The sequence below is a fragment of the Agriterribacter sp. genome, assembly GCF_035445465.1.
In the GTDB taxonomy this organism is placed as follows: domain Bacteria; phylum Bacteroidota; class Bacteroidia; order Chitinophagales; family Chitinophagaceae; genus Agriterribacter.
The window spans coordinates 1-13,888 of the sequence record NZ_DAOMQT010000045.1 but is presented as its reverse complement, the minus strand read 5'-3'; the positions used below and the strand labels follow the sequence as shown (position 1 = coordinate 13,888).

The 13,888-nt window shown below is 44.2% G+C and carries 13 protein-coding genes; 10 read left to right on the top strand and 3 right to left on the bottom strand.

The window, feature by feature from the left end; translation table 11 throughout:
* Window positions 1-87 precede the first annotated feature (87 nt).
* The 6 genes from PLE34_RS16995 to PLE34_RS16970 all read left to right on the top strand — a co-directional run bounded on the left by PLE34_RS16995 (window position 88) and on the right by PLE34_RS16970 (window position 5,921).
* On the top strand, window positions 88-732 hold the full coding sequence (locus PLE34_RS16995) for an O-methyltransferase (RefSeq protein ID WP_324558904.1): 645 nt from the start codon (window positions 88-90) through the stop codon (window positions 730-732).
* A gap of 11 nt (window positions 733-743) precedes the next feature.
* Window positions 744-1,988, top strand: a complete 1,245-nt coding sequence (locus PLE34_RS16990; RefSeq protein ID WP_324558902.1) for a glucosaminidase domain-containing protein — start codon at window positions 744-746, stop codon at window positions 1,986-1,988.
* A gap of 3 nt (window positions 1,989-1,991) precedes the next feature.
* The gene (gene hpt / locus PLE34_RS16985) at window positions 1,992-2,534 is read left to right on the top strand and encodes a hypoxanthine phosphoribosyltransferase (protein WP_324558900.1); all 543 of its coding nucleotides are present in this window, start codon (window positions 1,992-1,994) and stop codon (window positions 2,532-2,534) included.
* A gap of 62 nt (window positions 2,535-2,596) precedes the next feature.
* Window positions 2,597-4,384 (top strand): vWA domain-containing protein, encoded by a 1,788-nt coding sequence (locus PLE34_RS16980; RefSeq protein WP_324558898.1) that lies wholly within the window; start codon window positions 2,597-2,599, stop codon window positions 4,382-4,384.
* A 173-nt stretch (window positions 4,385-4,557) separates the two neighbouring features.
* The gene (locus PLE34_RS16975; RefSeq protein WP_324558897.1) at window positions 4,558-5,262 is read left to right on the top strand and encodes an ABC transporter ATP-binding protein; all 705 of its coding nucleotides are present in this window, start codon (window positions 4,558-4,560) and stop codon (window positions 5,260-5,262) included.
* Between the two features lie 98 nt (window positions 5,263-5,360).
* On the top strand, window positions 5,361-5,921 hold the full coding sequence (locus PLE34_RS16970) for a cob(I)yrinic acid a,c-diamide adenosyltransferase (protein ID WP_324558896.1): 561 nt from the start codon (window positions 5,361-5,363) through the stop codon (window positions 5,919-5,921).
* A gap of 36 nt (window positions 5,922-5,957) precedes the next feature.
* Here PLE34_RS16970 and PLE34_RS16965 read toward each other — a convergent pair whose 3' ends face one another.
* Window positions 5,958-6,608, bottom strand: a complete 651-nt coding sequence (locus PLE34_RS16965) for an ABC transporter ATP-binding protein (RefSeq protein ID WP_324558894.1) — start codon at window positions 6,606-6,608, stop codon at window positions 5,958-5,960.
* A gap of 238 nt (window positions 6,609-6,846) precedes the next feature.
* Here PLE34_RS16965 and PLE34_RS16960 point away from each other — a divergent pair, with 238 nt between their 5' ends.
* From PLE34_RS16960 to PLE34_RS16950, 3 genes are all read left to right on the top strand, one after another.
* Complete coding sequence (locus tag PLE34_RS16960; protein WP_152268726.1) at window positions 6,847-7,068, top strand: DUF2795 domain-containing protein; 222 nt, start codon at window positions 6,847-6,849, stop codon at window positions 7,066-7,068.
* A 255-nt stretch (window positions 7,069-7,323) separates the two neighbouring features.
* Window positions 7,324-7,548 carry a hypothetical protein gene (locus PLE34_RS16955; protein WP_324558891.1) on the top strand — a complete coding sequence of 75 codons (225 nt, stop codon included), beginning with the start codon at window positions 7,324-7,326 and terminating at the stop codon, window positions 7,546-7,548.
* Window positions 7,549-7,671: 123 nt separating this feature from the next.
* Window positions 7,672-8,313: an MCP four helix bundle domain-containing protein gene (locus tag PLE34_RS16950; RefSeq protein ID WP_324558889.1), complete on the top strand. Its 642-nt coding sequence runs from the start codon at window positions 7,672-7,674 to the stop codon at window positions 8,311-8,313.
* Window positions 8,314-8,549: 236 nt separating this feature from the next.
* Here the strand turns inward: PLE34_RS16950 and PLE34_RS16945 are convergent, their stop codons facing one another.
* Together PLE34_RS16945 and PLE34_RS16940 are read right to left on the bottom strand one after the other, a co-directional pair.
* A complete protein-coding gene (locus tag PLE34_RS16945) occupies window positions 8,550-9,893 on the bottom strand; it encodes an FAD-binding oxidoreductase (protein ID WP_324558887.1) in 1,344 nt (447 codons plus the stop codon).
* Between the two features lie 63 nt (window positions 9,894-9,956).
* Window positions 9,957-11,270 (bottom strand): glycerate kinase type-2 family protein, encoded by a 1,314-nt coding sequence (locus PLE34_RS16940; protein WP_324558885.1) that lies wholly within the window; start codon window positions 11,268-11,270, stop codon window positions 9,957-9,959.
* Window positions 11,271-11,392: 122 nt separating this feature from the next.
* Between PLE34_RS16940 and PLE34_RS16935 the strand changes: the two genes are divergently transcribed.
* Window positions 11,393-13,804, top strand: coding sequence for a 3-hydroxyacyl-CoA dehydrogenase NAD-binding domain-containing protein (locus tag PLE34_RS16935; protein ID WP_324558883.1), 2,412 nt, complete (start codon window positions 11,393-11,395; stop codon window positions 13,802-13,804).
* Window positions 13,805-13,888: the final 84 nt, after the last annotated feature.

Sequence of the window (13,888 nt, the reverse complement as noted above, 5' to 3'; positions counted from 1 at the left end):
TAACCCGTTCATAAGCATGTTGAAAGGTTAGTTCCGGCCGCGCAGAAATTGTATTTGGCATTTCTTGGCCTTACCTTTACAGGAACAATGAATGTAGAACTGCTTAACCCGCTTGCGGAGGCTTACGCGGAACAATTTTCCGGCACTCAGGATGAGTTGTTGCAGGAAGTGGCCGCTTACACTTATGAAACCCACCCCCATGCGCATATGCTTAGCGGGCAGGTGCAGGGAAAATTGCTAACCATGATCAGCAGGATGATCAGGCCTTTGCGGATATTGGAGATAGGAACGTTTACCGGATATAGCGCGTTATGTCTTGCAAAGGGGTTAACCGCCGATGGATTATTGTATACCATTGAGTTACGGGAAGAAGATGCACGGAAGGCGCTGAACTTTTTTAACAAAAGCGCTGTAAAGGATCGCATTAAATTGCAGGTTGGAAACGCGTTAGAGATTATCCCGGCATTGAACGAAAGCTGGGATTTGGTTTTTATTGATGCGGATAAAGTGAATTACATCAATTATTACGAGATCGTGCTTCCCCAACTGAACAGGGGAGGCTTTATTGTTGCGGATAACGTGTTATTTCACGGGCAGGTGCTGGGTAAAAATGTTGAAGGAAAGAATGCGAAAGCCATTCACGCGTTTAATACCCATGTGAAGCAGGATAGCAGGGTGGAACAGGTATTGTTGACCGTTAGAGACGGCTTAATGCTGATTATGAAAAAATAGAATAGGAATCTATGATCAAAAAAGTGAATATTCTTTTGGTATGCGCCATTTTTGGCTATAGTACATTGACGGCGCAGAACCCTGCTATCATCCGGTATATCAATACCTATAAGTTCCTGGCCATTCAGGAAATGCAGCGTACGGGAGTGCCTGCTTCCATTAAGCTGGCGCAGGGCATCTTAGAAACACAAGCCGGGGAAAGCGACCTGGTTAAGCGTTCCAATAACCATTTTGGCATTAAATGTAAAACCGGGTGGAGTGGAGATAAAGTATATCACGATGATGATGAAAGAGGGGAGTGTTTCCGGGCTTATGCTTCCGCCGAAGATTCTTACAGGGATCATTCCGATTTCTTAAAAAGAAGCCAGCGTTATGCTTTTCTTTTCCAGCTTGATCCTGCAGATTATAAAGATTGGGCGAAAGGGTTGAAAAAGGCCGGGTATGCTACCAATCCGAAATATACGCAGCAGTTGATCAAATATATTGAGGCCTATGATCTCCAGTTGTATACGCTTGTAGCATTAGGAAAGCGTAAAATGGAAGCGGAGCAGCCTGTGTATGCTGTTGATGGCCAGGCAGTTCCTGTTGTTTCAACGGCTGCTATGGTACAGGATAGTGAAGATATCCGGCCCGAAGTTGAAGTTAAAGCGTTGCGTTTGCGGTATCCCGAAGAGGCATTCAGGATAAATGATACAAGGGTGATTGTAGCGCTTGCAGGCACGCCTTTGCTTGCTATTGCGGAGCAATATGGCGTAAGGTATAAGCACCTGCTTGAATTTAACGAGCTTACCGAACCGGACGACATTATCCGGAAAGACCAGTTGATCTTTTTACAACGCAAAAGACGGCAGGGAGCAAATGCGTTTCACATTGTACGAAAAGCGGAAACTTTGTATGATATCGCCCAGGAGGAAGGCATAAGATTAGATCATTTATTAGCCTATAATCAACTGCGGGGAAATGAAACGCCTGCGGCAGGACAGCGGCTTTTTTTGCAAAAGGATGCGGCGCAGCACACGGTAGCTGAAGTAAGCCACAATATAACAGGAACAGAGACAGCAAAGTTAGAACAAACACCACCTGCCGTTAACGCGCCGGCTCAGTTTCGGTTTGTAAAACATGTTGTTCAGCAAAAGGAAACCCTGTTCAGCATAGCGCGGAAATATGAAGTGGAAATAGAGCAGATCCGTGCCTGGAACAGGCTGAACGATAACGCCATTCGCAGTGGCCAGGAACTGCTTATTTATAAAAATTAGATCATGTCTGTAATACATGTTCATGATAAACAGTTTCAGCCTTATATTTCACAGGAAGAGATTGCCGCTCAGGTGCAAAAAATAGCGCGTGATTTGGAAAAGGATTATGCTGGCAAAACACCTTTATTTATTCCCATTTTGAATGGGTCTTTCATGTTTGCTTCCGACCTATTTAAAGCACTGAACCTGCCTGCGGAAATATGCTTTATCAAGCTGGCTTCCTATAAAGGAACCAGGTCTTCAGGACGGGTTATTACGTCTATAGGGCTTGATATTGACTTATTTGGAAGAGATGTGATTATACTGGAAGACATTATTGATACGGGAAAAACCATAACCCTGTTTTTACCCCAACTTTTACATCAGCAGCCGGCCTCATTGAAAATATGTACTTTGCTGCATAAGCCGGAAGCCGCCATTTATCCTGTAACTATTGATTACCGCGGATTTGTTATACCCGATAAATTTGTAGTAGGGTACGGGCTTGATTATGATGGATTAGGCCGGAATTTAAAAGAAATATACCAGTTGGTGGAGGAAGCATAATAACCTGTGTCATAATATCATGTATCCAATATCGTTAGTTATACTAAAACTACTGTAATAACATGCAATGCCATATAAAACAGGTTGCTTTAATCATAGGATGGCTCTGTTTTTATACAACGGTGGCTGCCCAGTATTATTTACGCGGGGAAATAAGGGATGGGAAAGATAAGCCGCTTCAAAATGTGAAGATCGTCCTTCATTCTACGGGCTACCTGCATTCCAGCGGCCTTGGAGGCGCTTTTGGCATTCCCAGTGCTGTGAAATCAGACAGTATCAGCCTTTCTCTTGATGGTTATGAACCGCTTTCGTTAAGGGTAAATACATCCGAATACCAGCAAATAACAATGAAGATGCTGCCTTACACGGCAAGCTTGCAAAAACACTACCTGCTATCGCTAACCACCAGCCTGAAGGCTTTGTCTGACCGCAAGCTGTCTGTGGCCGATGAAACATACAGCGCCCTGGTAGAGAACGGTTTTATACAAACAGACGGCAATCCTGTTACCGGTATCACGCCCAATGTAAACCGTGCTTCCTACAGCAATATCAGGCGGTTTATAAATATGAACAGCCAGGTACCTGAAGATGCTGTACGGATTGAGGAAATGCTGAACTATTTCAACTTTAACTATACGGAACCCGGTGGCGACAGCATCTTTACGGTTCGCTCCCAATTGAGTTCCTGCCCGTGGAATAGCGAAAATCAACTGTTGTTTGTGCAGATGGCTTCTAAAAAGCTTGATCTCAACACCATTCCTCCCAGCAACCTGGTATTCCTGATAGATGTGTCGGGTTCAATGGATATGCCTAACCGGCTGCCCCTGCTGAAGTCGGCGTTTAGAAAATTAGTGGAGAATCTTCGCCCGGTTGATACAGTATCAATTGTGGTATACGGCGGCGTTACCGGCGTAATGCTGCCACCTACCAGCGGTGATAAAAAAGAAAAGATATTGCAGGCCATTGAAGATCTTGCCGCGGGAGGGTTTACACCCGGGGAGGCGGGTATACGGCAGGCTTACCGGCTGGCACATAATACATTTATTAAGGATGGTAATAACCGGGTAATACTGGCAACAGACGGTGATTTTAATGTGGGTGTATCAGGAGAGCAGGAACTGGAAAGCCTGATCCTTAAAATGAAGCAGGGAGGCATTTATCTTACCTGCCTGGGCGTGGGAATGGGCAATTACAAGGATTCTAAAATTGAGGCCCTGGCTAAAAAAGGGAACGGCAACTTTGCTTACTTAGATGATGAAAAAGAGGGAGAGAAGGTATTGGTTAAAGAGCTTACCCAAACATTATACGCCGTGGCAGACAATGTATCGCTCAATATACACTTTAATGAAGAAGCCATCAGCGCTTACCGGCTGATAGGCTTTGATAACAAAAGAACAGCTTTAGAAGATACGACCAGCACATTGGAAGGAGGAGAAATTGGATCGGGGCACTCTATGATAGCGGTATTTGAGGTAACCCCCGGAAATAATCAGGGTAAAACGCAATCTCCGGCTGCAGAACAGCAACTGGCTACTGTAACGATTAATTACAGCTTGCCGGGAAAAAAAGACATTTCAAAACAGGTATATGATTGCGTTAATAATTATATACCGTTAGCACAGTTGGATCATTATTTTAGCTTTGCTACCAGCGTATGCATGTTTGGAGGATTTCTTCATAGCTCTCCTTATCTTAAAAAAGCCACATGGGATAATGTAATCAACCTCACCAAGGTATCTATGGATATGAGCAATCCATTGCATACAGAGTTTTTTGATATGGTTGTTAAGGCAAAAAAGATTTATGAGCCTTCCAAAAAAAGAAAAAGACGCAACAGGGATGACAGATAACCCGGATCACCAGCGCATCACTGTTCAGGCGATCATAAAAAAGCAATTTAGCAAGCCCTGTTTACCTTTACGGTGTTTTTGTTAACAGGTATTTGGCATTTATCTTTTATCCATAAATTCATATCATCCCGCAGTTTCACTTATATTTGTTTTAAACAATCTTCGTAGTGATTATGGACGCTATCATACACTTGGATAATATCAGGAAAAGCTACTTCATGGGCAGGCAGGAACTGCAGGTTTTGAAGAATATTTCGCTCAATATTCAAAGAAACGAATACGTGGCTTTAATGGGTCCCTCCGGTTCGGGAAAAAGTACGCTCATGAATATCCTGGGATGCCTTGATACGCCAACAGGCGGAGATTACTATCTTAACGGGCACCAGGTAAGCAAGATGCTGGATAATGACCTGGCGGAGATCCGTAATAAAGAGATCGGTTTTGTGTTTCAGCAGTTTAATTTGCTGCCGAGGCTTTCTGCGGTGGAAAACGTGGCGCTTCCGCTTATCTATTCAGGAGTGTCTAAAAAACAGCGTATGGAAATGGCTATGTCAGTGCTGGAGCAGGTTGACCTGGCAGACAGGAGCCATCACCGGCCCAATGAGCTGAGCGGCGGTCAGTGCCAGCGGGTAGCTATTGCGCGTGCATTGGTCAATAACCCTTCTTTAGTGCTGGCAGATGAGCCCACGGGCAACCTGGATTCCAAAACATCATACGAGATCATGAATATTTTTGGCAGGATACAGCAGGCGGGTAATACCATTGTGCTGGTAACCCATGAAGAGGATATCGCGCATTATGCCAAACGGATTGTTCGCCTGAGAGATGGCGTTATTGAAACCGATAAAAGAACGTCCGAGGCAACCACACTAGCCTGATCTTCCCGTTTTATTTTCTTCGTGTCTTAGTGACTTCGTGGCAAAATAGTACTTTTTAAACAGCCCTTTTAATTACGCTTTTATATGAACTAACCCGCATGTCTTTTAAAATATATACTAAAACAGGCGATAAAGGCACAACCTCTCTTATTGGAGGCACAAAAGTGCTCAAGTCGCATACGCGTATCGAGGCCTACGGTACGGTAGATGAATTAAATTCCCATATTGGTTTGTGTAAAGATGTACTTACAGATGAGCAGAGCTGTAAGGTATTGCAGCATATACAATGGCAGTTATTTTCTATAGGGGCGGCGCTGGCCTGCGATCCGGCCAAAGAAACAAAAATGCATATTCCTGATATTCATGAATCCGACATAAGCTTCATGGAGCAGGAAATAGACAGGATGAATGAAGCCATGCCAGCTCTTAAGCATTTTATTTTACCCGGAGGGCATAGTACCATATCTTTTTTGCATATTGCCCGCTGTGTTTGCCGCAGGGCAGAGCGGTGCTGTGTGCGTTTGGAAGCTGAAGGTGAAACGATAGGCCCGCTTATACTCATATATCTCAACCGCCTGAGCGATTACTTATTCGTTTTAGCCAGGTATGCCGGGCATTTGCTTAAAATAGAAGATATACCGTGGAAGCCGCGGGGGTAGGGGGGTACAGGCTTCAGGGTACAGGTTTGAGGTTCATCATACCATTTTCCCATCCTTCATATGCAGCACCCTGTCACTCATTTTTGCCAGCTCTTCATTATGCGTTACAATCAAAAATGTTTGCTTGCGGGTATCGCGTAACTGAACAAAAAGGCGGTGCAATTCCCTGGCATTCTTAGAATCGAGGTTTCCCGTGGGCTCATCCGCAAACACAATATCGGGGTTGTTGATAAGTGCGCGGGCAACGGCAACCCGCTGTTGTTCGCCTCCTGAAAGAGCGGAGGGTTTGTTTTCTATCCGGTCTTTTAATCCCAGCGTTTCTAAGAGTTCTTTGGCCCTGGCTTCCGTTTCTTTTTTCTTTTTGCCCCATAACCAGCCTGGTATGCATACATTCTCCAAAGCGCTGAACTCAGGCAGCAGGTGGTGAAACTGGAACACAAACCCCATATGCCGGTTACGGAAGCCCGCCAGCTTTTTGCCACTAAGCAGATCTACCCGCTGATCCTGTAAGGTAATCTCACCACTGTCGGCCTTATCTAAGGTGCCAATGATGTGTAATAAGGTGCTTTTGCCGGCGCCGGAAGAACCTGCAATGCTTACAATTTCACCCGGCTGTATATCAAGACTTACTCCTTTAAGCACCTGGAGGCTGCCGTAAGATTTGGTAACATTTTTTACAGATAGCATTAACAATTGGATTATTTAAAAACTGAAAATTAATCATTACCGCAACACTTAACAAAAGTACCGGCAATAAATACCCCTTATAATCGTTCAATTTTGCGCTTTCAGATAAGTGAATTTGGAAATTACCCGCTAAACTTTACTTTTGCGGAAAAATTGGCCGTCCGCTCTTCATTTTAGAAGGTAAAACGCCGGGCCTGGAAAAGTAAAAAAATCTGATCATCGCTTAAAAAAACAATAAATGTTCTGGACACTTGAATTGGCATCCTATCTCGAAGACGCTCCGTGGCCCGCTACCAAAGACGAACTGATTGATTATACCATCCGTAGCGGCGCTCCCATAGAAGTAATTGAAAACCTGCAGGAACTGGAAGATGAAGGAGAGATATATGAGGGTATTGATGATATATGGCCCGATTACCCGTCGCAGGAAGATTTCTTTTTTAATGAAGATGAATATTAAAACCGCTTATTACCCATCGTATCCGGTGTAGTAATGAGTGCCGTTAACTGCGTTTTCATTTCAAACTATATGCTTAACCGTTCTTTCCGGAGAACGGTTTTTTTATACAGGTTAAATCCGGCTGCTTACGCTGTTAAAATGTTCTGATAATAAAAGTGTTATGATATAATAGTTCCACGCAGAGAAAAAGCTTGTATAAATAGGGAAAATCACGGTTTTGTTTAGTAAGTTTACGTACCCTAAATGCCCTTAACGATGAGTTTTATACAAAAGCCTGAAATGGCTCCAGCGCTGCTTTTAAAAACCGGTTACACACAATCCTGTTCAGCCTTTAAGGATTATGAAGAGCAGATCACTGCCTACTTTTCCAACAGGTCTTGTAATACCGGGTTTCAATGGGATACCCCAAAGCTTGAAAAACGTTTTAAAAATGCCTGTAAACAGGCGGAAAGGTTTATTTCCCTGCAGGAGAAAGTATAAAGGCTGTAAACGATCATCATTCCTCAAATTTCTTTTCACCAACGAACAACTGCATCCGGTTTATGCGTAAATTAACTGGTTCATAACGGTATTTGTATTGCCACAACTTAAATCTTTCTTTATATGAAATGGCAGGGAATAGTAAAGGAAAAGCGCAAAATTGTTATGGTGCTTTTAACGATCCTGGTGCTGGCGCTGGTCAATAATTTTGTAAGCCGGCAGCAATATGATGACCTTACCGATAATATATCCTCCATTTACAAAGACAGACTTATGCCTGCCAGTTATATTTTTAGTATGAGCGATTTGCTTTACCAGAAAAAGATATTACTGCAAACCATGCCGGCAGATAACGTATCAGCACAATTAAATCAGCACAACCTTGAAATGGACGGTATAATAAAGGCTTATGAAGTCACTTATCTTACAAAAGAAGAACAGCAGCAATGGAAAAGCTTCAGGCTGCACCTGCAGCACTACAATGAAGCGGAAGCCGTGGCTGTTTCCTCCTTTGCGCATGCAGATAAGGAGCGCCTGCGCACCAGTTTCGGCAAGGCGCTTCAGTCGCTGAAGCAGCTCAACGAAACGCAGACTAATGAAGGTATGCGGCTCCAGAATGATTCCAAAGCCATTATTAACAGCACGATAACACAAGCCTACCTTGAAGTTTCGCTTCTTTTTATTCTTGGTATTATTGGGATGATGTTATTAACCACTTCTGAAAAAACGGTTTATCCTGTTCCGCACAGGTATCTTTATAATTAACCGGCGCTTTTTCCCGTTGAAATACTGCATTGCCGATGTTGTTGAAGCCGGGAAAATGTGCAATAAAGTTTTGATCAGCATTTTCACCGGTTTCAAAGTTTTGAAAATAATAGGCATGCGCCATTTCATGATGGTAAATTCAAATAACATCTCCTTCGTTTTATTAATAGCCTGATAAAGTACGCTGTTCCTGCATTGTATATTGGGGAGAATAAAGCATCATGTAACAATACGGTTTATACTTCCAATCCAAGTCTTGCCGAAAGATCGGAAGTAAACACATTGGAAGGATCATACTTTGCCTTGATGGCCAACCAGCTTTCGTACTGCGGATACATGAGCCGGAAGGTTGTTTTATCAAGCATGGCGTCTTTGCCTAAGTATATTCTTCCGCCGGCCTGCAATACCGCTTCATCCAATTGTTTGGTAAATGCTTTCAGCCCTTTGGTAACCGGAAAATCAATAGCCAGTGTATAACCCTTAAACGGGAAAGATAAAATGCCCTGGCCTTCCCCCATTTTCTTAAATACATTCAGGAAAGGGGTACACCCGCTGAACGCTATCATTTCCATAATGTGCCTGAGATGGGTTATGCCATTGTCTTCGGGAATTACAAACTGGTATTGAATAAACCCTCTTTTGCCATAACCCCTGTTCCAGTTATTGATCATATCTAAGGGGAAGAAAAATTTCTCATAATGCACGAATGTTTTTGGAGAATTTTGCACAAAGCCTATTACTTTATTGAGCAACCGTACCGTTATATTATTTAATGTAAAATCCGGCAGAAAAAACGGAACGCTGAGCTTAGAGGCGTTATGAATTTTTAATGGCTCCTTTCTTAATGATTCAGGTAGTGCTTCCAGTGCGGCAGCATCACCTACGGTTAAAACGCCCCGGCCAAGTTGGCTGCCGGTAGCCAGCGGATCAATCCAGGCAACAGAATAATTGCAGTGTTTGTATTGTTCAAGCGCGTTTAGCATGGCATCAAGGTTATCAACTTTAACAGACTGCTGCCTGAAATAAGTAGTTTCAACTTTCCTTAGCCTGATCTTGGTCGTTAGTATAACACCAAGTAAGCCAAGCCCCCCGAAATTGGCAATAAACAAATCAGGGTGTTCTTCCCGCGAAGCGGTTACGATGCTTCCGTTAGCCAGTAAAATAGTAAAGGAGATAACGCAATTGATAAAAGAACCGTCTGCATGATGCGCCTTGCCGTGTATGTCGTTGGCAATAGCGCCTCCAATGGTTACAAATTTGGTTCCGGGACAAATCATCGGCATCCATCCCCCTGGAGCAAATGTGGTAATGATCTCATCAAGGCTCGCGCCGGCCTCGCATTCCAATATGCCTTCCTTTTCATCCCAGGAAATAAAATGATGCATGCGGGTGCATACACACACTTTTTTGCCGGTATGTATAGCCTGGTCGCCGTAGCTTCTTCCCAAACCTCTTGCAATAACCGGCCCGGCTGTTATTATTGCGTTTAACTCCTGTGCATTTGCCGGAGTGGTTACATAGGAATTTGCTGTTGGATAATTACCCCAGCCTGCTAATATTTCCTGGTGTGCTGTTGCCATATTGTAAAAACGATATAAACGAACGGTTTAGTGGATTAAGATAAATGATTTTACCTATGCGCTTTAATGGATTAACCCTGCTACGATATCCATTACATTGGTTTGTGTGGGTCCCGTTATAATCAGCCCCCCCGTTTTTTCGAAAAAATGGTAGGCGTCATTGTTATGAAGATACGCTTCCGGGTTTATGGAAAGCTCATCTGCTTTCACAAAGGTATCCGCATCAATTACCGCACCCGCCGCTGTAGTGGGTCCGTCTGTTCCATCCGTACCTCCCGATAAAATTACAACCCTGTTGTTTTTCAGCCATTCCCTGTTCTTCAATGCGCATAGGGCAGCCAAAGCAAATTGCTGGTTACGTCCGCCTTTGCCTGTTCCTTTTATGGTAACGGTTGTTTCACCGCCCCATAAAACACAAACGGGTGAACTGTTCTTTTCATTTTTAAGCCTTTGGATAAAAGTTTCGGCCTGTACTTCGGCATCACCGGTAAGCATAGGCGAAAGAACGGTTGTTGCATAACCCAGTACCTGCGCTTTTATTACAGCCGCTTCAAGTGCTGTTTTGTTAGTAGCTACCAGCGCATTGTGTACTTTGGAAAAAACGGGGCTCCCGGATTTGGGTGTATCCGGAATTGTTCCTTTAATTCCCCCAAGCAGCCGGTTCCTGGCGGAAACAGGAAGCTTCCCGGAAAGCGCGTATTTTTCTATTACCCGCCAGGCATTCTTAAATGTTGTTGCATCCGGTACGGTTAGTCCGCTGGCAATTACAGAAAGGTCATCACCCGGAACATCGCTTAGCAGAAGCGCTATTACCCTGGCCTGTGTGTATGACATCAGTTGCCCGCCTTTTATAAGCGAAAGGTGCTTTCGTACTGTATTGATTTCATCAATAGCTGCGCCACAGTCTAACAGCAATTGCACCGTTTGCTGAATATCTGCCAGGCTGCATCCGGGCGGAGCATCGGCGAGCAGGGCGGAAGCGCCTCCGCTGATCAATAAAATAATAGTATCTTTTGCTGTAGCTTTTTTAAACAACGCTGCTATCGCCTTTCCTCCCAGCAAACTGTTGTTATCGGGCACCGGGTGCCCGGCTTCAATAGTGCGGCAATGGGTTAGTGAAAGGGCATGATGGTACTTGGTAACCACAACGCCCGCTGTGATATGGCTACCTAAAATTTTCTCTGTTTCTAAGGCCATAGCCGATGCGGCTTTCCCCACCGCTGCAATGTACAGGTTATCCATGTCAGTCAACAGGAAGCTTTGATCCGCAATTGTTATCCTGTCGTTCTGCAATTGAATATGCTGTGGAATAAAATGGTTGGGCTTTACCGCTTCCACGCCTGCTAGAAATATCTGTATCGCATCCTGTCTTGACATACCCGAAATTAGCATTAGTTTTAAATCTGCGATGCTGTACTTTCTCAATCAATTTTATATTACCTTCGGTATTAATTAGTTGTTTAGCTAACTAATTTAAAATCTCAATTAAAAGTTAACGGATGAAACGTATCATCAAAAAAGTAGCAGTGTTAGGCTCGGGCGTAATGGGTTCCCGTATTGCGTGCCATTTTGCAGGAACAGGTGTTCCGGTTTTGCTATTAGATATTGCGCCTGATGAATTAACTCCGGTAGAAAAAGCGAAGGGGTTAACGCCGGATCATCCGGCGGTGAAGAACAGAATAGTGAATGATGCGCTTGCTGCGGCTTTAAAATCAAACCCGTCGCCTGTATATACAAAGGATGCTGTGAAGAAGATTACAACCGGCAACTTTACAGATAATATGAAAGATATTGCCGGTTGCGACTGGGTGATAGAGGTGGTAGTAGAACGGTTAGACATTAAGCAACGCGTTCTTGCCGAGGTTGAAAAGTTCCGTAAACCCGGAACGCTGATCACTTCTAATACTTCGGGTATTCCCATACACCTTATGACTGAAGGCAGGAGCGAAGATTTTAAAAAACATTTCTGCGGTACGCATTTTTTTAATCCTCCGCGCTATCTGCGTTTGCTGGAAATTATTCCAAGTCCCTATACCGATGAGGCAGTAGTGGATTTTTTAATGGAATACGGTGATCTGTACCTGGGCAAAACTACCGTATTGTGTAAAGATACCCCTGCTTTTATAGCCAACCGGGTTGGCGTGTACAGCATGGCGCTTATTTTTAAGCTCGTGGAAAAAACGGGTTTAAGCATTGATGAAGTAGAAGCGCTTACGGGCCCGGTTTTCGGCCGTCCTAAATCGGCAACCTTCCGTACTGCCGATGTGGTGGGCATTGATACACTGGTTAAAGTGGCGCAGGGGGTATATGATAATTGTGCTGACGATGAGGCAAGGGATACTTTCCTTATTCCTTCATGGGTGGCGAAGCTGGTAGAAAATAAATGGCTGGGCGATAAAACAGGGCAGGGATTTTTTAAAAAGATAAAATCAAAGGATGGCAGCTCGGAAATCCGGGTGCTCAACCTTTCAACACTTGAATATGAGCCACGCAAAAAGCCCAAATTCGCAACCATAGAAACCGCTAAAGGCATAGATGATCTTAAGCTACGGATAAAAGCCCTGTTAGCGGGGCAGGATAAGGCAGGAGAATTTTACAGGCAATTTCACTACGGTTTGTTTTCTTATATCTCTCATCGCATACCGGAAATTTCCGATGAGGTATATCGCATAGATGGCGCTATGAAGGCAGGCTTTGGCTGGGAAATTGGCGCTTTTGAAACCTGGGACGCGCTGGGTGTTGAAAAAACGCTTAAGGCAATGAAAGAATCGGGTTATGCTATTGCCCCATGGGTTGATGATATGCTTGCAAAAGGCAACAGTACTTTTTATAAGGTTGAAAAAGGCGTTACCCTATGTTATTCACCTGCCAGCGACAGTTATGTTTCAACTGTTGCAGCCGGAACAGAAAGCGCTTTCCTGGTAATGAAAAATTTTTCCGGGCAAACGGTTTGGAAGAATAGCGCGGCTAATGTTTACCATTTGGGTGATGATGTGCTGGGGCTGGAATGGAATACTAAAATGGGAACAATAGGCGGGGAAGTGCTGGAAGGTATTCAAAAGGCAATTGCGTTGGCCGAAGAAAAATATAAAGGGGTTGTTATTGCTAATGATAGCCAGAATTTTTCGGCAGGCGCCAATGTGGGCATGATCTTTATGTTTGCCGTAGAGCAGGAATATGATGAGTTGGATATGGCCGTGCGTGCTTTCCAGAATACCATGATGCGTGCCAGGTATTCGAGCGTGCCGGTAGTGGTAGCGCCACATGCCTTAACCTTAGGCGGCGCCTGTGAGCTGAGCTTACATAGCGACAAAGTATTACCTGCAGCCGAAAGTTATATAGGATTAGTAGAACTGGGTGTGGGTTTGATTCCCGGAGGCGGCGGCACCAAAGAATTTGTGCTGCGTGCGGCCGATGAGATGCATGAAGACGAGCCCGACACCATTACTTTAAAGAATCGGTTTTTAACAATAGCTACAGCTAAGGTTTCTACCAGTGCCTTTGAAGCGTTCGACCTGGGCATTTTAAGAAAAGGGCATGATGAGGTGATCATTAACCAGGACAGGCGGATTGCCGCTGCTAAAAAGAGTGTTATTGAAATATTTGACAACGGCTATGTAACGCCTGTTCAGCGAACCGATGTGAGGGTTGCCGGGCGTTCGGCGCTCGGGGCTTTATACGCCGGTATTAACGGCATGTGGCGGGCCAATTATGCCACGGATCATGATGTGGTAGTAGCTAAAAAATTAGCCTATGTAATGTGCGGAGGCGATTTAAGCGAGCCCTCCCTGGTGAGTGAGCAATATTTACTTGACCTCGAAAGAGAAGCATTCCTGAGCCTCTGCGGTGAAAAGAAAACACTGGAACGTATACAAAGTGTGTTAAAGGGAGGAAAGCCGGTGAGGAATTAATATGGGAATTTGAAAATGTGGGAATTTGAAAATAGGATTAGGTATTTTATTCTCAAATAGCTTTTAGTATTGAATAGGGGTGTG